The sequence below is a fragment of the Methylophilus rhizosphaerae genome, assembly GCF_900100975.1.
GTDB classification, from domain to species: Bacteria; Pseudomonadota; Gammaproteobacteria; order Burkholderiales; family Methylophilaceae; genus Methylophilus; species Methylophilus rhizosphaerae.
The window spans coordinates 518,293-538,573 of the sequence record NZ_FNFX01000001.1 but is presented as its reverse complement, the minus strand read 5'-3'; the positions used below and the strand labels follow the sequence as shown (position 1 = coordinate 538,573).

The following is a 20,281-nucleotide window of genomic DNA, read 5'->3' as shown; positions in this document are numbered from 1 at the left end:
AACATTATATAAATAATCACTGGAGTCAATTGTGGATATTTCAGATTTATTGGCATTTTCTGTTAAAAACAAAGCGTCAGACTTGCATTTGTCAGCCGGTTTGCCGCCGATGATCCGTGTGCATGGCGACGTGCGAAAAATCAATTTGCCGTCCATGGAACATGCCGAAGTACACCGCATGCTGTACGACATCATGAATGACAGCCAGCGCAAAGTGTATGAAGAAAACCTGGAATGCGATTTTTCTTTTGAAATCCCGGACCTGGCCCGTTTCCGGGTCAATGCCTTTAACCAGCAGCGTGGCGCCGGCGCAGTATTCCGTACCATTCCGAGCAAGGTGCTGACACTGGAAGAACTGAATGCGCCCAAGGTATTCAAGGACCTGGCCGATACGCCGCGCGGCATTGTGCTGGTGACCGGTCCGACCGGTTCCGGTAAATCGACCACACTGGCGGCCATGATCGACTACATTAACGATACGCAGATGTCGCATATCCTGACCGTGGAAGATCCGATCGAATTTGTGCATACCTCGAAAAAATCGCTGATCAACCAGCGCGAAGTCGGCCCGCATACCCAGTCATTCGATAATGCCTTGCGTTCGGCCTTGCGTGAAGACCCGGATGTGATCCTGGTCGGTGAGATGCGTGACCTGGAAACCATCCGCCTGGCGCTGACGGCGGCGGAAACCGGTCACCTGGTATTCGGCACCTTGCATACCAGCTCAGCGGCTAAAACCATAGACCGTGTGGTGGATGTGTTCCCGGCAGCTGAAAAGGAAATGGTACGTTCCATGCTGTCTGAGTCTTTACGTGCAGTCATTTCGCAAACTCTTTGTAAAACCAAGGATGAGCAGGGCCGTGTGGCGGCGCATGAAATCATGATAGGGACGCCAGCGATTCGTAACCTGATCCGTGAAAACAAGATTGCCCAGATGTATTCTGCCATCCAGACTGGCCAGAGTGTCGGTATGCAGACACTGGACCAGAATCTGCAGGAGCTGGTCAAGCGCAATGTGATCAGCGCCAATGAAGCGCGTACCAAAGCTGCCAATCGCGACGCGATTATGGGCTGAAGGCTGCCGGATGGAGAATATACAGGCAGGGGCGGATCGCAGCCAGACGGAAAAATTTGTCGATGATTTGCTGCGGCTGATGATTACACGCAAAGCGTCAGATCTGTTTATCACGGCCGGCTTCCCACCGGCCATGAAAATTGATGGCAAGCTGACACCGGTCTCTTCACAGACGCTCAATACCCAGCAAACCGCCGACATCGCGCGGGCGGTGATGAATGACAAGCAGGCGCAGGAATTCAGGGAAACCCTGGAATGCAACTTTGCGATCAGCATGTCTACCGTCGGTCGCTTCCGCGTCAATGCGTTTATCCAGCGTAGCGCGGCCGGGCTGGTGTTCCGCGTGATTAATACCAATATTCCCAAATTCGATGACCTGAACCTGCCGCCTGTGCTCAAGGATGTGGTCATGGCCAAACGTGGCCTGATTATTTTTGTCGGTGGCACCGGTTCCGGTAAATCTACTTCCATGGCCGCCATGCTGGGCCATCGCAATGAAAGCAGCTTCGGCCATATCATCACCATTGAAGATCCGGTGGAGTTTATCCACGGCCATAAGAACTGTATCGTGACCCAGCGCGAAGTCGGCGTGGATACCGAAAGCTGGCATGCGGCGCTGAAAAACACCCTGCGCCAGGCACCAGATGTAATTATGATCGGTGAGATTCGTGACCGTGAAACCATGGATTACGCGATTGCCTTTTCCGAAACCGGGCACTTGTGCCTGGCGACACTGCACGCCAACAGTACCAACCAGGCGCTGGACCGTATTATCAACTTCTTCCCGGAAGAGCGGCGCCAGCAGTTGCTGATGGATTTGTCGCTGAACCTGCGTTGTATTGCCTCGCAACGTCTGATTCCTAAAGTCGATGGCTCCGGCCGGGTGGCAGCAGTGGAAGTATTGCTGCATTCGCCGCTGATTTCAGACCTGATTTACAAAGGCGATGTGCATGCAATCAAGGAAATCATGGCCAAATCGCGTGAGCTGGGCATGCAAACCTTCGACCAGGCGCTGTTTGACTTGTTTGAAGCCGGGCGCATCACTTATGACGATGCATTGCGCAATGCCGATTCTGTCAATGACCTGCGCCTGAAAATCAAGCTGAACAGCAAAGTATCCAACCCTGAAAACCAGGCCCCGAGCCGGATTTCCGACCTGGATATCCTGTAGGATCTTGCTATCAATAAAAAAGCCATCGCATGCGATGGCTTTTTTATTGGGAGGACGTGAGTTAATTATTCAGGTGCAGCATTTCCTGCTGAAATACCAGCACGCCATTGGTCAGGGTTGCCGCGACTTTGCCGGTCACTGGCTGGTGCATGAAAGGCGTGTTCTTGCCCTGGCTGACCAGCGCCTGGCTGTCCACGCGCCACTCCACCTGCGGGTCGTAAATCACGACATCTGCGCTGGACCCTACCTGCAAATTGCCGGCAGGTACGCCCAGGATATTTGCCGGTGCCTGTGTGATTTTACCTAATGCCTGTGCTGGTGAGAGCCTGGCTTGTGCAGCCCATTTCAGCGTGAGCGGCAAGAGTAGTTCCAGCGCGGATGCGCCGGGATGTGCTTCTGCAAATGGCAAGGCCTTGCCATCTTCATCAACAGGCGTATGGTCAGAACAGATCGCATCCAGCGTACCGTCCAGCAGGCCAGCACGTAAGGCATCACGGTCACGCTGGGTACGTACGGGCGGCGTCAGGCGCGTCAGGCTGTCAAAAAAGCCGATATCCATTTCGGTCAGGTGCAAGTGCTGGATACTGACATCCGCGGTCAGCGTCATACCTGACTGCTTGGCCTGGCGGATTAGTGCTACAGATTCCGCAGTAGATACCCTGGCAATATGTAACGACACGCCGGTTGCCTGGGCGATATGCAACATGGTTTGCAGGGCGATGGTTTCCGCAGCGACCGGAATGCCTTTCAGGCCCAGCCTGGAAGCTACTTCGCCATCATGTGCCACACCGTTTCTGGCCAGGTAAGGATCTTCGGCGCGCATAAACAGGGTGTAGCCGAACGTCGCCGCATATTCAAAGGCACGCCAGAGTACCTGCGTGTCCACAATCGCTGCGTCTGCTTGCGAAAAGCCAACACAGCCGGCTGAAGTCAGGGCAAACATTTCGGTGAGCAACTGGCCTTGCAATTGGCGCGTCACGGCACCCAGCGGATAGACATGGGCCAGTGCGTGGGATTTGGCTCTATGCTTGAGCATTTCAACCAGGCCAGGTTCATCCAGCACCGGATCGGTATCCGGCGGGCAGGCCAGGCTGGTGACACCACCGGCCATGGCGGCACGCAGTTCGCTTAATAATGTTGCCTTGTATTCACTGCCGGGTTCACGCAAACGTGCACATAGATCCACCAGGCCGGGCAATACCCATTTGCCACTGGCATCCAGCACGTGGTCGGCAGTAAAACCTGCGGGGGCGTCGCCGATGGCGGCAATCTTGCCCTGGCTGATATAGAGATCCTTGACCTGGTCCAGCTGCTGGCCGGCATCCATGACATGACCGTTTTTAATCAGAATATTCATGCGGCGTTGCCCCCTCCCAGAATTGCCATCACCGCCATCCGTACCGCAATACCATAGGTGACCTGTGGCAAGATCACGGATTGCTTGCCATCTGCCACGGCCGAATCAATTTCCACCCCCCGGTTCATGGGGCCGGGATGCATGACAATGGCATCCGGCTTGGCGCTCGCCAGGCGTTCCGGTGTCAGGCCAAAGGTCTGGAAGAATTCCTGGGTACTGGGCAGCAGGGCGCCGGACATGCGTTCGTTCTGCAGGCGCAGCATCATGATGACATCGACATCCTTGAGGCCTTCATCCATATTGTGAAAAACCTGTACGCCCAGTTTTTCGACGCCTGAGGGCAATAAAGTGCGGGGTGCAATCACGCGGATTTCAGGCACCCCCAGGGTGGTGAGGGCGTGAATTTCACTGCGGGCCACGCGCGAGTGCAATACGTCGCCGACAATGGCCACGCGCAGATTATGCATTTCCGGTTTGTATTTCCGGATGGTAAAGACATCCAGCAGACCTTGGGTCGGGTGCGCGTGACGGCCATCACCGGCGTTAATCACACTGATATGCGGTGGCACATGTTGCGCAATAAAATGTGCGGCGCCGCTTTGCTGGTGGCGTACTACAAACATATCGGCATGCATCGCAATCAGGTTGTTGACGGTGTCCAGAATCGTCTCGCCCTTGGATTGGGAAGAGGTACCGACGTTGAGGTTCAGCACATCCGCCGACAAGCGCTTGGCCGCAATTTCAAAGGTGGTGCGGGTGCGGGTGCTGTTTTCAAAAAAGATATTGCACACCGTTTTGCCGCGTAGCAGCGGCACTTTCTTGACTTCACGTTCAGTCACGCTGACAAAGTTTTCGGCCGTATCCAGAATATCCGTCAGGATGCGCCTGGGCAGGCCTTCGATACTGAGCAGGTGTTGCAATTGCCCTTGTGCGTTGAGTTGGGGGTTATACATCGACGTCAGCTCCATGGTTTGCAGACGGGGTGGATTCGATCACGCTGAGGCTCAGGCGCCCCAGTGTATTCATTGACAGTTCAAAGGCCTGGTGGGCCTGTAATGGCAACTCCGCACCTACCATGTCCGGCCTGATCGGTAATTCTGCGCCACCACGGTTGATGAGCACCGCGAGTTGCACGGATGCCGGGCGGCCGTAATCAAACAGTTCATTGATAGCGGCACGCGTGGTGCGGCCGGTGTAAAAAATATCGTCGATCAGGATAATGTGTTTATCCGTGACATCAAAAGGGATATGTGTCGGTTGCGCGGCGGTTTTCATACCACGCCTGGCGTAATCATCCCGGTACATGGCGGTATTGAGTTTGCCGTGCGGAATGTCACGATCAAAGTCAGCTTGCAGGCGTTGCAACAATTTTTCCATCAGCCAGATGCCACCGGTATAAATACCGACCAGCGTGATGTCATCATGGATGCGTGGTTTTAATTGGCTATAGAGCTGATCCAGTAACTGTTCGGGGTCAGGCAGTATCATGAGGGTCCTGTGCTATGAACGTGAGTGATAGGCATCAAAATAGGATTGTAATATAGTTTGTGCGGCAACCTGGTCCAAATGTGCTTTTTGCGCGCGGCCACGGATACCCGCTTCGCGCAGGGATTGCGCGGCTTCGGCAGAGGAGAGGCGCTCATCGACCATCATTACCGGCAGGTTGAAACGGCCTTCCAGGCGCTGGGCAAACTTTTGCGCCAGGACGGTCATCGCGTGCGCTTCACCATTCATGGTCATGGGCAGGCCGACCACCAGCAAGGCGGGTTGCCACTCACGCAGCAGGGTGTCAATTTGCGCAAACTTGCTGGCATTATCTTCAGCTTCTATGGTGAGCAGGGGATGTGCCAGTTTGAGCAGGGTGTCACCGACCGCTACGCCTATGCGTTTTTCACCAAAGTCAAAGGCCAATATGGTTCCGCTGATATCCGGGTAACGGCGCTGGGTAATGGGGAGATGGCTTTGGTTGAGAGGCTGTTTGCCGTACGTGGTGGCATCAGGCATGGCCTGCCACCTCGGACAGGGTGGCGTAATCCACCCCCAGTTGCTGCATGGCCCAGCGCAGCTTGTCATCATTCGGCAGCTTGAAGATCAGCGTGTGCAGATGTTGCATATCCGCCAGTGGCAATGTCAGCCATGTATTGGCCTGGATTTCATCTTCCAGCTGCCCGGCCGTCCAGCCGGCGTAGCCCAGGGCAATAAACATTTCCTGTGGGGCTTCGTCGCGGGCGGCTGCTTCCAGGATATCTTTGGAGGAGGTCATCGCCAGCCCGTCGGATAATTCCATCGTGGTATTGAATTCGGTGGATGGGGTGTGCAGGACAAAACCGCGCTCGACTTGTACCGGCCCGCCAAAATACACCTGGCGGGTCTGCTGGTGCGGCGCTTCGCAGTCCATTTGCAATTGCTCGAACAGGTCGCCGACATTGAGCTCCAGCGGATGATTGAGAATCATGCCCATGGCGCCGTCATCATCGTGATTGCATACCAGGATGACACTTTTACTGAAATAAGGATCCTGCATGGCGGGCATGGCGATCAGGATCTGGCCGGTCAGGTTCATGCGTTCGCCTGTTGCTTCCAGCGGTAATGGTGCACTCATGAACGTGATGCCTCTTCTGCACTGAGATAGCCGGTAATTTCCAGGCCAAAGCCGTCCATGCTGGGCATTTTGCGTGGCGTCGCCATCAGGCGCATTTTCTTGACGCCCAAATCCAGCAAAATCTGCGAGCCTATGCCGTAGTTGCGCAGCTCCTGGTTCAGTACCATTTTCTGGTCTGCACGCAGAATGCGATCCGTCAGTCCCAGGCCATCTTCGTCATGGTTAATCAATACGATTACCCCGCAATCGGCTGCACTGATGGTGCGCATGGCATGTAGCAGATTCCAGCTGTGGGATTGCTGGCTGCTATCAAGCAAATCAATCAGGGATAATGGCTCATGCACGCGCACCAGTGTTTCTGCTGCGGTATGTGGATCACCTTTTACCAGGACCAGGTGTGTTTCCTGCGCAATATTGTCCCTGTAGGCAATCAGTTGCATGGGGCCAAACACGGTGTCGATATTGCGTACTGCGCTACGCTCGATCAGGGTTTCGTTGGCGGCCCGGTAGTGAATCAGGTCGGCAATGGTACCGATTTTGATGTCATGTTCAGCGGCAACCTGCATTAAATCCGGCAGGCGTGCCATGTCACCGTCATCCTTGAGGATTTCGCAGATGACGCTGGCGGGTTCACAACCTGCCAGTTGTGCCAGATCGCAACCGGCTTCGGTATGGCCAGCCCGCACCAGGACACCGCCGTTCATGGCAGATAAGGGGAAAATATGCCCGGGGCTGACAATATGGCTGGCATTGGCGTTTTTTGCGATGGCTGCGCGGATAGTCGTTGCGCGGTCAGCGGCTGAAATACCGGTGGTGACACCTTCGGCGGCTTCAATCGAAACAGTGAAATTGGTGCCCAGCCGGGTACCGTTTTTCTGCACCATGGGTGGCAGGCTCAACTGGCGGCAACGTTGCTCGGTCAGCGTCAGGCAAATTAATCCACGGCCATATTTCGCCATGAAGTTGATATGTTCTGCGGTGACAAATTCGGCGGCAATGACGAAGTCACCTTCGTTTTCCCTATGTTCGTCATCCACCAGGATGACCATTTTGCCGGCACGGATGTCAGCGATAATCGCTTCGATAGGGCTGATTTGTGCGGACATTATTCCTGCTCCCAGGCTTGCATGCGCTCGACATAGCGCGCGATTAAATCTATTTCCAGGTTCACTGCATCTCCGGGTTTGGCATGTTGCATCATGGTATGTTGCATGGTGTGTGGAATCAGGTTAATGCTGACTTCATCCTGCGTAATGGCATTGACGGTCAGGCTGATGCCATTGACACATAACGAGCCCTTTTGGGCGATATATTTACTTAGCGTATGGGGCGCGCGTATCCGGAGCAGCCAGCATTCCCCGACCGGCTCCAGCGCGGTAATGGTGCCAACGCCATCGACATGGCCGGTGACCAGGTGGCCGCCCAGCCTGTCTGCCAGGCGCAAGGCTTTTTCCAGGTTGACTGGGCCAGGTTTGCCGAGTCCGGTGGTGACATCCAGGGTGACTTTGGACACCATCACCTCAAAGCTGCCTGGTGCGAGGCTGGTGACGGTCAGGCAGACGCCGTTGACGGCAATGCTGTCACCCAGCTGCACATCGTCCAGACCTAAATTGGAAGCTTCGATACGTAAGGCGGAATCTTCGCCATGTGGTACGACTTTGGCAATCCTGCCGACGGTTTGAATAATCCCAGTGAACATGGTGTGATTTTATCAGTGCTGCATGCTAAAGTAATCACATTCCCTCAACATTTTTCATATCCCCGGGGAGACGCTGATGCGTTTGGATGATCTGGAAGAAAGCCAGCATGTAGAAGACAGCCGTGGCCGTGGCGCATTTGGCGGCCGCAGTATAGGTATAGGCACCATTGCGATTGCGCTGGTAGCCATGTATTTCGGTGTCGATCCCAGCCTGGTATTGAATATTGCCCAGCAGGCGCAACCCACGCAGTCTGCTGCAGTACCGGCGGATAGCAATGACCCCAAAGTCAAATTTGTGTCCAAAGTACTGTGGAGCACCGAACAGGTCTGGCAGGCGTTGTTGTCTGGCACCGGGCGGCAATATACGCCACCTGCGCTGGAAATCTTCAGTGGCGCGACAGCGACGGCGTGTGGCCAGGGCCAGTCCGCCATGGGGCCATTTTATTGCCCGGCAGACCAGAAAGTGTATATCGACCTGAGTTTTTACCAGGAATTGCAGGACCGCTTCAAGGCGCCGGGGGATTTTGCCCAGGCCTATGTCATTGCGCATGAAGTAGGCCATCATGTGCAGAACTTGCTGGGCACTTCGGAGAAAGTCCAGCAAGCCAGGCAGCAGGCACGCTCGGAAGCCGTTGCCAATGCCTATTCGGTCAGGCTGGAGTTGCAGGCAGATTGCTATGCCGGCGTGTGGGCACATCATGCCAATCAGCAGTTCCGTATCCTGGAAGAGGGCGATATTGAAGAAGCCTTGACTGCTGCGACCGCGATTGGTGATGACACTTTGCAAAAGCAGGCACAGGGTTATGCGGTCCCGGACAGTTTTACGCATGGCAGTTCCGAGCAGCGGGTACACTGGTTCAAACAGGGTTTGCAGGCCGGTAATGTGAACGACTGTAATACCTTTAAATAGTCAATATAGGCAGTATGGAATTCCAGGCATGGCAGAAAAAAGCAGCGCGCAGCAACCCGTTTCTCTACCCGGGTATCAGCATGACCAGCATCTGATTGAAACCACGGTTTCCAGTGCAGTACTGGCGCAGGGAAAAATGCTGACCGTACGCTACGATGAAGCACGTTTGCCCAATGGCACACTCAGCGGACGTGAATATGTCATGCATCCTGGCGCCGTAGCGGTAGTGGCTCTGACCAGCGACGGTGGCGTTGTACTCGAAAGGCAGTTCCGCTACCCACTCAAGCAGGTCTTTATAGAGCTACCTGCCGGCAAGATTGACCTCGGCGAGCCGGTGCTGACCACCGGCCAGCGTGAACTGCTGGAAGAGACCGGTTACCAGGCCAAAGAATGGGTTAAGCTGGGTATTCAACATCCCTGTATAGGCTATTCCAACGAAATCATCCATATTTACCTGGCCTATGGGCTGGCGTTGGGACAACATGCCCGAGATATGGATGAGGCCATGGATGTCTTTGTCTGGCCGTTTGAACGTGTGATGCAGGCCATCGAAAGCGGGGAAATTACCGATAGCAAAACCATGGCTGCGATGCTGCTGGCGGAGCGGTATCTGCGTAAGCATCCCATGACAGGTATCCATGTTTAACAAGGTGGGTGCATGAAGGTGTTGCAGATAGGCTGTGGCGGTCTGGGCGCATTAATCGCTCGGCAGACACTGGCACAAGCACATGAGTTAACGATTGTCCGGCGTTCTGAACAGGCGGTTCCTGTGGGCGCACAGGTGGTTCACCTGGATGTGGTTGCGGGGAATGACATATCCCGGCTGGCCGCGCTGCAACCCGAGATTTTGCTGTATTGCCTGGCACCCGTGGCAGGGCAGTCTTACCAGCAGACTTATGTGCAAGGCCTTAACAACGTGTTACAGCATGTATCACATGCTGCCTTACGGCATGTGTTCTTTATTTCCAGTACCAGTGTTTATGGTGAGCAGCAGGGCGAGTGGATTGATGACCAATCGCCAGCGGTGCCAGCCGGCGCTTCCGGACAGCACCTGCTGGAGGCCGAGCGATTACTGGAGGCATTGCCTTGCGGGCATACGGCTTTGCGGGTGTCCGGTATTTACGGCCCGCAACGGCTTTCCGTGTTGCGGATGGTACAGGAGGCAGCGCGCTGGCCGACGCAGGCCCATTGGACCAACCGGATTCATGAAGTGGATGTGGCCCGTGCCGTGGTGCATTTATACCAGCAGGTTGCGAATCATGTGGAACTGCCCTCGCATTGCCTAGTGACGGATGGTGTTCCGGCATTGCAGCATGAGGTGCTGCAATGGCTGGCTGTGCATAGGCAGTTACCATTGCCCGATACCCCGCCGTTACAACCGCAGTCTGGCAAGCGCATCATTGGTCAGTATTTGACGCAAACCGGATTCCGGCCGCAATTTGCCGATTACCGGGCGGGTTATCAAGTCATCCTGGCTACCATGAAGTGAGGATTTGTTTTTAGATGTACGCAGGAGAAGTGACCTTATGTTGAACGTAATACTCGCCTTTGTGCTGATGTTCGCTGGCGTGACAGTCAACGCGGATGACGAAGAAGGCTTCCAGTTGTGGGTGTCTGCACTGCGGCAGGAGGCACTTGACTTGCAGATTGCACCGCAGGCAGTGGATACAACGCTCAATCAGGTCACTTACCTGCCAAAAGTGGTGGAACTGGACCGCAGGCAACCGGAATTTGTCACCAGTTTTTCTGCCTATGTGAATCGCCGCATTAACCCGCGTATCGTTGCAAAAGGCAAGCAATTGCTGCAGGACTATCAGGCGGTGCTGTACGTGGCGGAAGAGACTTACCAGGTACCCAAGGAAGTATTGGTGGCTTTCTGGGGCATGGAAACCAATTTTGGCGGCTATATGGGAGATATTCCGCTGGCTTCCGCGCTGGCTACCTTGTCTTATGAGGGGCGGCGTGCCGAATTTTTCAAGCGGGAGCTGCTTAACCTGATGCGAATTGTCGAGCGCGAGCAGCGCTACGATAGCCCGATTACCGGCTCATGGGCAGGCGCGACCGGCCATATGCAGTTTATGCCCACGACGTTGCTGAAATATGGGGTGGATGCCGATGCGGATGGAAAGGTGGATATCTGGGATTCTTACCTGGATGTATTCAGCTCCGCCGCCAATTACCTGTCACAGGCAGGCTGGCAGCCGGGACAACCTGCCAGCATGACGGTGGTACTGCCGCCGGATTTTGATTACAGCCAGGCACAATTGCAGGTGAAGAAACCTGTCAGCGAATGGCTCAAGGCCGGCGTAGTGGGCGTACCGGACAGTGTCCAGGGTTTGCCGCAGGCAGCGATTCTGTTACCACAGGGGTTTGACGGGCCGGCTTATATGGTTTTCCCGAACTTTGATGTCATCATGCAGTGGAACCGCTCGGTCAACTATGCACTCAGTGTGAGCATGTTGAGCCAGCAGCTGCGGCAGGATACTTATACGCTGGCCATGCCGCCTGAGCCGGCTGCCCTCAGTTACCAGCAAATGTGGACATTGCAGGAGACACTGAATGCCAGGGGGTTTGATTGCGGCCCGCCCGATGGTTTTCCTGGTGCAAAAACCCAGGCGGCCATCCGGCGTTACCAGGCCAGCCAGCAGTTGCCGCAAGATGGCTATGCCGGGTTTGCGCTCTACACGCGGCTGGCTGGCGAGCCATAATCATGATGTTCCGCGTCTTGTTTGTCGGCGCGGTATCAGCGGGTTTTGAACCAGCCGGTGACGCTGACACGGGGATGCTTCGCGGGCAGCACGGCATGCCAGAACCTGGCTGACAGGAACAGCACCAGCCGCCCACCCAGCGGGCTAATATCCAGGTGTGCAGCCTCTTGCCCGGGTGCCTGGGCATGTTCGTCCAGGTACAGGCGTAACTCGCCACCGGCATCTGGCGTCCAGTCCTCATTCAAATAAAGCGTTGCGGTTAAGGCTCTGGCACCTGTGGCGATGGTGTGGCGATGATGGCTGAACTGGTCCAGGTGGGTGGCATAGCCGGAGGAGCCGGCAGGATAAATGGCAAAATGCGCTTCAACACTGTCCAGCCCCATCATGAAATGCCGGTTAATGAGGTGTTGCAGTTCCGCCAGCAGGGCAAAGTAATGCTGTACTGAGGGATGTGGGTCATTGTCTTCCAGCCAGGCAATCTGGTCGGCCCGCAAGGCCGGATTGGCAATGGCGGCTTTACTGGTGCCTGCCTGGTGCATTTGGCCGCTTTGTTGCCGCGCCAGTGCCAGCTCGTGCAGGGAATGTACCAGTTCAGCCGGGATAACCTGGTCAATCACACAGTAGTGCTGGCGGGTGAGTGTGTCCAGCAAGGTTTCAATCGTGTCATCAGGCAACGGGACTGGAGAAATGCGCGGCGGATTCATGCGCGCATTATAATCGGGATCCCATTGCCTATTGCTGGTCTTTCGGATAGAATGCGCAACCTTATTGATTTGCAGTCAAGCAAATGCAATAGTCGCGTAGCTCAGCTGGTTAGAGCACCACCTTGACATGGTGGGGGTCGATGGTTCGAGTCCATTCGCGACTACCAATCACAAAAAAGCCGTTATAATTAACGGCTTTTATTGTTTGTGCCGCTTGTGGGGCACGTTCTCCTGAACATTTGACGGATAGTGCATGCCGAATATTCGATTACCTGATGGGTCTGTAAGACAGTTTGAACACGCAGTCACCGTGGCAGAAGTCGCCGCAAACATTGGCGCAGGGTTAGCCAAGGCAGCTTTGGCCGGTAAGGTCACGCTTGCCGGGCAGGCGGCGAAACTGGTGGATACCAGTTATCTTATTGAGCAGGATATCGAGCTTGCCATCATCACCGATAAAAATGACGAAGGCCTGGACATTATCCGTCATTCGACTGCGCACTTGCTGGCATATGCCGTGAAAGAACTATTCCCGGATGCGCAGGTCACCATCGGCCCGGTGATTGAGAATGGCTTCTACTACGACTTCAGCTACAAGCGCCCATTCACACCGGATGACCTGGCTGCCATCGAAAAGAAAATGGCCGAGCTGGCGAAGAAGGACGAAAAAGTCGAGCGCAAGGTGTTGCCACGTGATGAAGCGGTCGCTTACTTCAAAAGCATTAATGAACACTATAAAGCCGAGATTATTGCCAGCATCCCGAGTAATGAAGATGTGTCTTTGTACGCGGAAGGCAACTTTACTGACTTGTGCCGCGGCCCGCACGTGCCGAATACTGGCAAGCTCAAAGCCTTTAAATTAATGAAGCTGGCGGGTGCCTACTGGCGCGGTGACAGCAATAACGAGATGCTGCAACGCGTATACGGTACAGCCTGGCGTAACAAGGATGAGCTGGAAGCCTATCTGCACATGCTGGAAGAGGCTGAAAAACGCGACCATCGCAAGCTGGGCAAGCAACTCGATTTTTACCATATGCAGGACGATGCACCGGGTATGGTGTTCTGGCATCCGCGTGGCTGGGTAATCTGGCAAGAAGTCGAGCAGTACATGCGTGCCAAGTTCAAGGAGTACGATTACCAGGAAGTGCGTACACCGACTGTGCTGGATAAAACCCTGTGGGAGAAATCCGGCCATTGGCAGAATTACCGTGACAATATGTTCACGACGCAATCGGAAAATCGCGATTATGCGGTGAAGCCGATGAACTGCCCTGGCCATATCCAGATTTTCAACAGCAGTTTGCACAGCTACCGCGATTTACCGTTGCGCCTGGCAGAGTTTGGTTCCTGTCACCGTAACGAGCCGTCTGGTTCCCTGCATGGCCTGATGCGCGTGCGCGGCTTTACCCAGGATGATGCGCATATTTTCTGTATGGAGTCACAAGTCGAAGCCGAAGTGGCTGACTTCATCAAGATGCTGTACGAAGTCTACAAAGACTTTGGTTTTGATGATGTGATTGTCAAATTGTCTACTCGCCCAGAGAAGCGCGTCGGCACTGAAGAAGCCTGGGATATGGCAGAAACTGCCTTGGCCAACGCCATTAAAGCCAATGGCCTTGAGTTTGAGTATCAGCCAGGCGAGGGTGCTTTCTACGGCCCGAAAATCGAATTTACCCTCAAGGACTCACTGGGCCGGATGTGGCAGTGCGGGACCATCCAGTTGGATCCTAACCTGCCTGAGCGTCTGGGTGCCGAGTATGTGGCCGAAGACAATACGCGCCAGCGGCCGATCATGTTGCATCGCGCCATTGTGGGTTCCATGGAGCGTTTTTTAGGCATTCTGATCGAGAACTTTGCCGGTGCGATGCCAGTCTGGCTGTCGCCAGTACAGGTCATGGTGCTCAATATTTCTGACAATCAGGCCGATTATGTACGCCAAGTAATTGAAAAATTGAAGAAAAATGGCATCAGATGCGATTTTGACTTGAGAAATGAGAAGATTACCTATAAAATACGCGAACATAGTTTGCAAAAGTTGCCATACCTGATCGTGGTGGGCGACAAAGAAATGCAAAATGGTCAAGTGGCCGTACGTACCAGAAAAGGTGAAGATCTGGGTGTGATGTCGGTAGATGCGTTTGTGGCGCACATACAGCAGGACATTCAAAACCGGGTCTGATTTTCCCAGGTGCCGTGCGGCTTTGTTTATTGTTTAGGGGATTGTTATAGCTCAGGATAAAGAAACACGCATCAATGGTGACATTACTGCGCCACAGGTGCGTTTGCTAGGTGTGGATGGCGAACCGTTAGGCATTATGAGCCTGAAAGAGGCCTTTGCCAAGGCGGAAGAAGCCGATATTGATATTGTTGAAATTGCGCCGAATGCCGCACCACCCGTGTGCCGTTTGATGGATTATGGCAAGTTCAAGTACGCCGAAAGCAAGCGGTTACATGAGCAAAAGCTTAAGCAAAAACAGGTGCAGATCAAAGAGGTCAAATTCAGGCCTGGCACCGATGATGGTGATTACAATATTAAATTACGCAATATCATCCGTTTCCTGGGTGATGGCGATAAGGCAAAGATTACATTGCGTTTTCGTGGCCGTGAAATTACGCACCAGGAATTTGGCTTGGCGTTATTGAAACGCCTGGAAGCAGATTTAACCGAGCATGCACTGGTTGAGCAGTATCCGAAAATGGAAGGCCGCCAGATGGTGATGGTGTTGGCACCCGCGAAAAAAGCACCGCCGAAAAAAGCCGGTGAAAAAGAAGTATCAGGCGCATAAAGTATTCAGGCAATACAGGATTTTTTGGAGTAATACGGCTAAATTGGCTGCCCAGTTACTCTTTATTCAACCTCTAAGGAGAAAAAAATGCCAAAGATGAAAACAAAGAGCAGCGCTAAAAAGCGCTTCAAGTTCTTGGGTAACGGTAAAGTGAAGCGTACACATTCTCACTTGCGCCACATCCTGACCAAGAAAACTACCAAGCAAAAACGTAAACTGCGCGGTACCGCAATTATTTCTGCGACCGACGTGAAGCGCGTTCGCGCCATGATGCCAACACAATAAGGAGACCGACATGCCTAGAGTAAAACGTGGTGTCATCGCACGCGCAAAACACAAGAAAGTATTAAACGCTGCCAAAGGTTACCGTGGTCGTCGCAAGAACGTCTACCGCGTTGCCAAACAGGCGGTGATGAAAGCTGGTCAATACGCATACCGTGACCGTCGCCAGAAAAAGCGCCAGTTCCGTACATTATGGATTGCGCGGATTAATGCAGCAGCTCGTGAAGCAGGTTTGACATACAGCCGCTTCATGAATGGCTTGAAAAAGTCTGCGGTAGAAGTAGACCGTAAAGTACTGGCTGACCTGGCTGTGTTTGATAAAGCTGCTTTTGCCAAATTCGTAGAATTGGCTAAAACAGGTTTAAGCGCCTAATCAGACCTACCAAAAAAAGAGGCTGCGGCCTCTTTTTTTATTTCAACCGCTGCAACAGAAAATAATTGCAAGAAAACATACTATGGCCGATCTGAATCATTTAATCGCAGAAGCACAGCAGGACTTTGCCAATTGTCAGGATGTTCCTGCACTGGAAAATGCCAAAGCCAAATACCTGGGCAAGTCCGGTGCACTGACTGAAGCCTTGAAGGGACTGGGTAAATTATCCGCGGAAGAACGTCCGGCAGCGGGAGCAGCGATTAATGTGGTCAAACAAGCGGTTGAGCAAGCTTTGAACGCGCGCCGGGACAGCATCCTGGCCGCCGAGCAGGCAAAACAACTGGCCAGCGAAAGCATAGACGTCACTTTGCCAGCGCGTGCACAATCGGCTGGTGGCCTGCATCCGGTAACATTGACGCTACGTCGTGTGGAAGCGCTGTTTCATTCAATTGGATTTAGCGTGGCCAATGGCCCCGAAATCGAAACCGATTTTTATAACTTTACTGCCTTGAATATCCCGGATAACCATCCGGCGCGTGCCATGCACGATACCTTTTATGTCGATAACGGCAATGACAGCATGGAACATGTGCTGCGCACGCATACGTCGCCAGTACAAGTGCATTACATGGAAAACAACACGCCACCACTCAAGATTATTGCGCCAGGCCGGGTCTATCGTGTGGACTCAGATGCCACGCACTCACCGATGTTTCACCAGGTGGAAGGTTTGTGGGTGGATGAGCAGATCAGCTTTGCCAACCTGAAAGGCGTGGTGCAGGATTTCCTGCAGAAATTTTTTGAACGTGATGATTTAACGGTGCGCTTCCGTCCTTCCTTCTTTCCGTTTACCGAGCCTTCCGCTGAAATGGATATGAGTTGGAATGGTGGCTGGCTGGAAATTGGCGGTTGCGGCATGGTGCACCCAGAAGTGCTCAGGCACGTGAATATCGATAGCGAAAAATATCGCGGTTTTGCCTTCGGGCTGGGCGTCGAACGGCTGGCGATGCTGCGTTACGGTGTCAATGATTTGCGCCATTTCTTTAATAATGATCTGCGCTTTTTGCAGCAATTCATTAAGTAATCCCAAGTCACTTTTTAATATTACAGGTACAGGCAAGATATGCAGTTCTCAGAACAATGGTTACGTTCCATGGTCAACCCGGCGCTGGATACCGCGCAACTTGGTCACGCATTGACCATGGCCGGTCTGGAAGTCGAAGAGTTGACGCCGGTCGCACCAGCCTTCCAGCGCATTGTGGTCGCAGAAATCCTGGAAGCAGCCAAACATCCGGATGCAGACCGTTTGCAAGTCTGTAAAGTAAATGTCGGCGGTGAAGTGCTGCAAATTGTCTGTGGCGCGCCCAACGCGCGCGCTGGCCTGAAAGCGCCCTGTGCGCTTGTAGGCGCAGAATTGCCTGGATTCAGCATCAAGCAGGCCAAAGTGCGTGGCGTGGAATCTTTCGGCATGATGTGCTCAGCCAAAGAGCTGGGTATTGCGGCCGAAGCCAATGGCATTCTTGAGTTGCCAGCAGATGCGCCGGTTGGACAGGATATCCGTGAGTACCTCGATCTGAATGACCATACCTACACCTTGAAGCTGACACCAAACCGTGCTGATTGCCTGAGTATCCTGGGCATTGCACGCGATGTGGTCGCCATGACGGGTGCGCCAATACAGTTGCCTGCAATCCATCCGGTGCATGTAACTGGCAAGCAAAGTAAAGCGGTTACGGTGACTGCGAGCGATGCATGCCCGGCTTATTATGGCCGCGTTATCGACGGTGTGAATGCAAAGGCTGCGACCCCGGACTGGATGATCCGTCGCCTGGAGCGTAGCGGTATCCGCAGTATCAGTGCCTTGGTCGATATCACCAATTACGTCTTGCTGGAACAAGGCCAACCTTTGCATGCATTTGACCTGAACCTGTTGCAAGGGGATATCCAGGTGCGTTTTGCACAAGCTGGCGAGAGGCTGGCTTTGCTCAATGATACAGAAGTCACTCTGAAGCCAGATGATCTGGTGATCGCCGATAACAGCGGCCCTGTAGCGCTGGCCGGTATTATGGGTGGCAAACCGACTTCTGTGACAGAGGCAACACAGGCTATTTTCCTGGAAAGTGCTTTCTTTACACCGGATGTGATGGCAGGCAAGGCACGCCGTCTGGCGCTTAGTACGGATTCTTCCTACCGTTTCGAGCGCGGCGTGGATTTTGGCAACACGCAACAAGCCATTGAGCGCGCAACCGCTTTGATACAGGAAATCTGCGGTGGTACTGCTGGCGCTATCACGGCAGTTACCGGGCAATTGCCAGCACGTCAGCAAGTGACATTGCGCCATGACCGCCTGGTTTCTGTGCTGGGTATTGAAATCAGTGTGGCACAGGTGGGCCAGTTACTGACACAGCTGGGTTTTGTATTCAATGAAACTGCTGGCGTATTCAGCGTCAGCGCGCCCAGCTTCCGTTTTGATATTGCCCGTGAAGAGGACCTGATTGAAGAAGTTGCGCGTCTGCACGGTTATGAGCATATCCCTGCCTTAACGCCGATCGCCTTGCAGGGCATGCTGGCAGCGCCGGAAGCACAGCGTAGCAACGCCTGGATGAGTGATGTCATGGTGCAGCAGGGCTACCAGGAAGTCGTGACTTACAGTTTTGTTGACGCCGCCTGGGAGCGTGACCTGTATGGCAACCAGCAACCGATTGCCCTGAAAAACCCGATTGCCAGCAACCTGAGCGTGATGCGTTCTGGTTTGTGGGGTGGTTTGCTGGATACCTTGAGCTACAACCTGAATCGCCAGCAATCACGTGCCATGCTGTTCGAAGTAGGTAGCCGCTACCTGCGCGAGGCGCAAGGGTATGCGGAAACATTGACCCTGTCCGGCTTGTGTTATGGCAGCATTTTGCCTGAGCAGTGGAGTAGCACTGCGCGTGCGTTTGATTTCTATGATGTCAAAGCGCATGTCGAAGCCCTGTTCGCACAACCCGTGCGTTTTGTGGCAGAAACCCATCCAGCCCTGCATCCGGGGCAGTCCGCGCGCATTTATGTGGCAGACCAGGCCGTCGGCTGGCTGGGAAAATTGCATCCGCAATGGCAACAACAATATCAACTGAATCAGGCCTGCTTCCTGTTTGAAATCGATGCTGCCGCGATACAAAACAGCCGTGTGCCCGCCTATGAAGAAGTCAGCAAATTCCTGCCAGTACGTCGTGACCTGGCGATGGTGGTGGATCAATCCGTGTCCGCACAGGCGATGATAGATGCAGTGATAAATGAGAATATCTCTCAACTAAAACAGCTGAAACTGTTCGATGTGTATCAGGGAAAAGGGGTGCCGGAAGGCAAAAAAAGCCTTGCATTTCTTGTACTTATGCAAGATACTTGCAAAACTATGGTCGACGGGGAAGTGGATAATGTCGTGGCAAAAATCCTCCGTAATTGGTCATCTAATTTTGCAGCAACACTAAGATAATCACTGGGTATCCTTGGTAAAATCCGGGGTAATCAGTGAGTACACAAGCTAGGTTCGTATAATAAGAAGGTTCAGGGGATCGTTAATGACACTCACAAAAGCTGACTTGGCTGATTTGTTGTTTGAACAAGTCGGACTGAACAAGCGTGAAGCCAAAGACATGGTGGAAGCGTTTTTTGAAGAAGTTCGCAATGCGTTGGAACAAGGAGATAGCGTGAAGCTGTCCGGATTCGGTAATTTTGAATTGCGTACCAAATCCGAGCGCCCAGGCCGCAATCCTAAAACCGGCGAGGAAATCCCGATTTCTGCACGTCGTGTAGTGACTTTCCACGCCAGTCAGAAATTGAAATTGCGCGTAGAAGAACACTATGCCCAACAACCTCCATTGCAAGCGCAAGCCTGACCTGAATTCCTGACATGGTTGAAACGCAAAAAGTGACGTTACCGCCGATTCCGGCCAAGCGCTATTTCACCATCGGTGAAGTCAGCGAGCTGTGCGGCGTGAAGCCACATGTTCTGCGTTACTGGGAGCAGGAGTTTACCCAGCTCAAACCGGTTAAACGTCGTGGCAACCGTCGCTATTACCAGCATCACGAAGTATTGCTGATCCGTAAGATCCGTGAATTGCTCTATGAGCAGGGCTTCACCATCAGTGGCGCGCGCAATCGCCTGGATGGGGTAGATGAGAAAGCCGATCACAAAGCAGGCCGTCCGGCAGCAGAATCGGTAAATACGGCCAGTCAACAGGCAAACTCAACCGCACATGCAGCGGCCAGCGCCTCTTCCGTAGATATTGCCGCCTTGAAGGAACAGATCCAGCAGGTAATCAGTCTGCTCAAAGTTGCTGTTTAAACTCGCGCGCAAACGTACAAAAAACCGCATATTCTCCTTAGTGAATATGCGGTTTTGTTTTATAATGCCAGCTTCTTTTTCAAGCGATCATCCGCTTGAGTCAAATGTCGGGGCGTAGCGCAGCCTGGTAGCGCACTTGCATGGGGTGCAAGGGGTCGTGTGTTCGAATCACACCGTCCCGACCAATAAAATCAATAAGTTAACCAACTTTTCCCAATTCAGCCAATTCATAGTATTAGAGTGATCTAATATTATTTGTGAGGCAGGTGCGTCAAAAACCTCGTCGACCAATT

Annotated in this window: 22 protein-coding genes and 2 tRNA genes; 16 read left to right on the top strand and 8 right to left on the bottom strand. The window is 53.4% G+C overall.

Annotation, left to right across the window (positions count from 1 at the left end):
* Positions 1–31: 31 nt before the first annotated feature.
* Positions 32–1,075, top strand: a complete 1,044-nt coding sequence (locus tag BLP53_RS02585) for a type IV pilus twitching motility protein PilT (RefSeq protein WP_091469437.1) — start codon at positions 32–34, stop codon at positions 1,073–1,075.
* A 10-nt stretch (positions 1,076–1,085) separates the two neighbouring features.
* Positions 1,086–2,246 carry a PilT/PilU family type 4a pilus ATPase gene (locus BLP53_RS02580; RefSeq protein ID WP_091469433.1) on the top strand — a complete coding sequence of 387 codons (1,161 nt, stop codon included), beginning with the start codon at positions 1,086–1,088 and terminating at the stop codon, positions 2,244–2,246.
* Positions 2,247–2,307: 61 nt separating this feature from the next.
* Here the strand turns inward: BLP53_RS02580 and BLP53_RS02575 are convergent, their stop codons facing one another.
* Genes BLP53_RS02575 through BLP53_RS02545 form a run of 7 tightly spaced genes read right to left on the bottom strand, consistent with a single transcriptional unit; the run spans position 2,308 to position 7,904 of the window.
* Positions 2,308–3,603, bottom strand: coding sequence for a dihydroorotase (locus tag BLP53_RS02575; protein WP_091469430.1), 1,296 nt, complete (start codon positions 3,601–3,603; stop codon positions 2,308–2,310).
* Positions 3,600–4,556 (bottom strand): aspartate carbamoyltransferase catalytic subunit, encoded by a 957-nt coding sequence (locus BLP53_RS02570; RefSeq protein WP_091469426.1) that lies wholly within the window; start codon positions 4,554–4,556, stop codon positions 3,600–3,602. The genes BLP53_RS02575 and BLP53_RS02570 overlap by 4 nt, the downstream gene beginning before the upstream one ends.
* A complete protein-coding gene (pyrR, locus tag BLP53_RS02565; protein ID WP_091469423.1) occupies positions 4,549–5,091 on the bottom strand; it encodes a bifunctional pyr operon transcriptional regulator/uracil phosphoribosyltransferase PyrR in 543 nt (180 codons plus the stop codon). Before pyrR ends, BLP53_RS02570 begins: the two co-directional genes overlap by 8 nt.
* A 12-nt stretch (positions 5,092–5,103) precedes the next feature.
* Complete coding sequence (ruvX, locus tag BLP53_RS02560; RefSeq protein ID WP_091469419.1) at positions 5,104–5,607, bottom strand: Holliday junction resolvase RuvX; 504 nt, start codon at positions 5,605–5,607, stop codon at positions 5,104–5,106.
* Positions 5,600–6,205 (bottom strand): YqgE/AlgH family protein, encoded by a 606-nt coding sequence (locus BLP53_RS02555; RefSeq protein WP_091469415.1) that lies wholly within the window; start codon positions 6,203–6,205, stop codon positions 5,600–5,602. Before BLP53_RS02555 ends, ruvX begins: the two co-directional genes overlap by 8 nt.
* Entirely contained in the window at positions 6,202–7,311 is a 1,110-nt protein-coding gene (gene ribBA, locus BLP53_RS02550; protein ID WP_091469411.1) for a bifunctional 3,4-dihydroxy-2-butanone-4-phosphate synthase/GTP cyclohydrolase II, read from the bottom strand. Before ribBA ends, BLP53_RS02555 begins: the two co-directional genes overlap by 4 nt.
* Positions 7,311–7,904, bottom strand: a complete 594-nt coding sequence (locus tag BLP53_RS02545) for a riboflavin synthase (protein WP_091469407.1) — start codon at positions 7,902–7,904, stop codon at positions 7,311–7,313. Before BLP53_RS02545 ends, ribBA begins: the two co-directional genes overlap by 1 nt.
* Positions 7,905–7,980: 76 nt before the next feature.
* Between BLP53_RS02545 and ypfJ the strand changes: the two genes are divergently transcribed.
* The 4 genes from ypfJ to BLP53_RS02525 are packed head-to-tail and all read left to right on the top strand — an operon-like array spanning position 7,981 to position 11,522.
* Positions 7,981–8,814: a KPN_02809 family neutral zinc metallopeptidase gene (ypfJ, locus tag BLP53_RS02540; RefSeq protein ID WP_091469404.1), complete on the top strand. Its 834-nt coding sequence runs from the start codon at positions 7,981–7,983 to the stop codon at positions 8,812–8,814.
* Positions 8,815–8,842: 28 nt separating this feature from the next.
* Positions 8,843–9,460, top strand: coding sequence for an NUDIX domain-containing protein (locus tag BLP53_RS02535; RefSeq protein WP_091469400.1), 618 nt, complete (start codon positions 8,843–8,845; stop codon positions 9,458–9,460).
* Between the two features lie 12 nt (positions 9,461–9,472).
* Entirely contained in the window at positions 9,473–10,303 is an 831-nt protein-coding gene (locus BLP53_RS02530; RefSeq protein WP_091469396.1) for an NAD-dependent epimerase/dehydratase family protein, read from the top strand.
* Positions 10,304–10,340: 37 nt separating this feature from the next.
* Positions 10,341–11,522 carry a lytic murein transglycosylase gene (locus BLP53_RS02525; protein WP_245652591.1) on the top strand — a complete coding sequence of 394 codons (1,182 nt, stop codon included), beginning with the start codon at positions 10,341–10,343 and terminating at the stop codon, positions 11,520–11,522.
* A gap of 35 nt (positions 11,523–11,557) precedes the next feature.
* Here the strand turns inward: BLP53_RS02525 and BLP53_RS02520 are convergent, their stop codons facing one another.
* Complete coding sequence (locus BLP53_RS02520) at positions 11,558–12,226, bottom strand: 2OG-Fe(II) oxygenase (protein ID WP_091469392.1); 669 nt, start codon at positions 12,224–12,226, stop codon at positions 11,558–11,560.
* Positions 12,227–12,316: 90 nt separating this feature from the next.
* Here BLP53_RS02520 and BLP53_RS02515 point away from each other — a divergent pair.
* The 10 genes from BLP53_RS02515 to BLP53_RS02470 all read left to right on the top strand — a co-directional run bounded on the left by BLP53_RS02515 (position 12,317) and on the right by BLP53_RS02470 (position 20,173).
* Positions 12,317–12,393, top strand: a tRNA-Val gene (locus BLP53_RS02515).
* A gap of 86 nt (positions 12,394–12,479) precedes the next feature.
* Entirely contained in the window at positions 12,480–14,402 is a 1,923-nt protein-coding gene (gene thrS / locus BLP53_RS02510; protein ID WP_091469389.1) for a threonine--tRNA ligase, read from the top strand.
* A 40-nt stretch (positions 14,403–14,442) separates the two neighbouring features.
* A complete protein-coding gene (infC, locus tag BLP53_RS02505; RefSeq protein ID WP_091469386.1) occupies positions 14,443–15,009 on the top strand; it encodes a translation initiation factor IF-3 in 567 nt (188 codons plus the stop codon).
* 87 nt (positions 15,010–15,096) lie between these two features.
* Complete coding sequence (rpmI, locus tag BLP53_RS02500) at positions 15,097–15,294, top strand: 50S ribosomal protein L35 (RefSeq protein WP_018985786.1); 198 nt, start codon at positions 15,097–15,099, stop codon at positions 15,292–15,294.
* A 10-nt stretch (positions 15,295–15,304) separates the two neighbouring features.
* On the top strand, positions 15,305–15,664 hold the full coding sequence (rplT, locus tag BLP53_RS02495) for a 50S ribosomal protein L20 (protein ID WP_091469382.1): 360 nt from the start codon (positions 15,305–15,307) through the stop codon (positions 15,662–15,664).
* 82 nt (positions 15,665–15,746) lie between these two features.
* On the top strand, positions 15,747–16,748 hold the full coding sequence (gene pheS, locus BLP53_RS02490) for a phenylalanine--tRNA ligase subunit alpha (RefSeq protein WP_091469379.1): 1,002 nt from the start codon (positions 15,747–15,749) through the stop codon (positions 16,746–16,748).
* A gap of 39 nt (positions 16,749–16,787) precedes the next feature.
* The gene (gene pheT / locus BLP53_RS02485) at positions 16,788–19,136 is read left to right on the top strand and encodes a phenylalanine--tRNA ligase subunit beta (RefSeq protein ID WP_091469376.1); all 2,349 of its coding nucleotides are present in this window, start codon (positions 16,788–16,790) and stop codon (positions 19,134–19,136) included.
* An 85-nt stretch (positions 19,137–19,221) separates the two neighbouring features.
* A complete protein-coding gene (locus BLP53_RS02480) occupies positions 19,222–19,539 on the top strand; it encodes an integration host factor subunit alpha (protein ID WP_091469372.1) in 318 nt (105 codons plus the stop codon).
* Positions 19,540–19,553: 14 nt separating this feature from the next.
* Complete coding sequence (locus BLP53_RS02475; protein ID WP_091469369.1) at positions 19,554–19,988, top strand: MerR family transcriptional regulator; 435 nt, start codon at positions 19,554–19,556, stop codon at positions 19,986–19,988.
* Between the two features lie 108 nt (positions 19,989–20,096).
* A tRNA-Pro gene (locus tag BLP53_RS02470) sits at positions 20,097–20,173 on the top strand.
* Positions 20,174–20,281 lie beyond the last annotated feature (108 nt).

Bases quoted from the DNA above. Each gene is read 5' to 3' on its own strand.
- BLP53_RS02580 (WP_091469433.1), top strand. From the start codon at position 1,086: ATGGAGAATATACAGGCAGGGGCGGATCGCAGCCAGACGGAAAAATTT.
- BLP53_RS02575 (WP_091469430.1), bottom strand. From the start codon at position 3,603: ATGAATATTCTGATTAAAAACGGTCATGTCATGGATGCCGGCCAGCAG.
- BLP53_RS02570 (WP_091469426.1), bottom strand. From the start codon at position 4,556: ATGTATAACCCCCAACTCAACGCACAAGGGCAATTGCAACACCTGCTC.
- pyrR (WP_091469423.1), bottom strand. From the start codon at position 5,091: ATGATACTGCCTGACCCCGAACAGTTACTGGATCAGCTCTATAGCCAA.
- ruvX (WP_091469419.1), bottom strand. From the start codon at position 5,607: ATGCCTGATGCCACCACGTACGGCAAACAGCCTCTCAACCAAAGCCAT.
- BLP53_RS02555 (WP_091469415.1), bottom strand. From the start codon at position 6,205: ATGAGTGCACCATTACCGCTGGAAGCAACAGGCGAACGCATGAACCTG.
- ribBA (WP_091469411.1), bottom strand. From the start codon at position 7,311: ATGTCCGCACAAATCAGCCCTATCGAAGCGATTATCGCTGACATCCGT.
- BLP53_RS02545 (WP_091469407.1), bottom strand. From the start codon at position 7,904: ATGTTCACTGGGATTATTCAAACCGTCGGCAGGATTGCCAAAGTCGTA.
- ypfJ (WP_091469404.1), top strand. From the start codon at position 7,981: ATGCGTTTGGATGATCTGGAAGAAAGCCAGCATGTAGAAGACAGCCGT.
- BLP53_RS02535 (WP_091469400.1), top strand. From the start codon at position 8,843: ATGGCAGAAAAAAGCAGCGCGCAGCAACCCGTTTCTCTACCCGGGTAT.
- BLP53_RS02530 (WP_091469396.1), top strand. From the start codon at position 9,473: ATGAAGGTGTTGCAGATAGGCTGTGGCGGTCTGGGCGCATTAATCGCT.
- BLP53_RS02525 (WP_245652591.1), top strand. From the start codon at position 10,341: ATGTTGAACGTAATACTCGCCTTTGTGCTGATGTTCGCTGGCGTGACA.
- BLP53_RS02520 (WP_091469392.1), bottom strand. From the start codon at position 12,226: ATGAATCCGCCGCGCATTTCTCCAGTCCCGTTGCCTGATGACACGATT.
- thrS (WP_091469389.1), top strand. From the start codon at position 12,480: ATGCCGAATATTCGATTACCTGATGGGTCTGTAAGACAGTTTGAACAC.
- rpmI (WP_018985786.1), top strand. From the start codon at position 15,097: ATGCCAAAGATGAAAACAAAGAGCAGCGCTAAAAAGCGCTTCAAGTTC.
- rplT (WP_091469382.1), top strand. From the start codon at position 15,305: ATGCCTAGAGTAAAACGTGGTGTCATCGCACGCGCAAAACACAAGAAA.
- pheS (WP_091469379.1), top strand. From the start codon at position 15,747: ATGGCCGATCTGAATCATTTAATCGCAGAAGCACAGCAGGACTTTGCC.
- pheT (WP_091469376.1), top strand. From the start codon at position 16,788: ATGCAGTTCTCAGAACAATGGTTACGTTCCATGGTCAACCCGGCGCTG.
- BLP53_RS02480 (WP_091469372.1), top strand. From the start codon at position 19,222: ATGACACTCACAAAAGCTGACTTGGCTGATTTGTTGTTTGAACAAGTC.
- BLP53_RS02475 (WP_091469369.1), top strand. From the start codon at position 19,554: ATGGTTGAAACGCAAAAAGTGACGTTACCGCCGATTCCGGCCAAGCGC.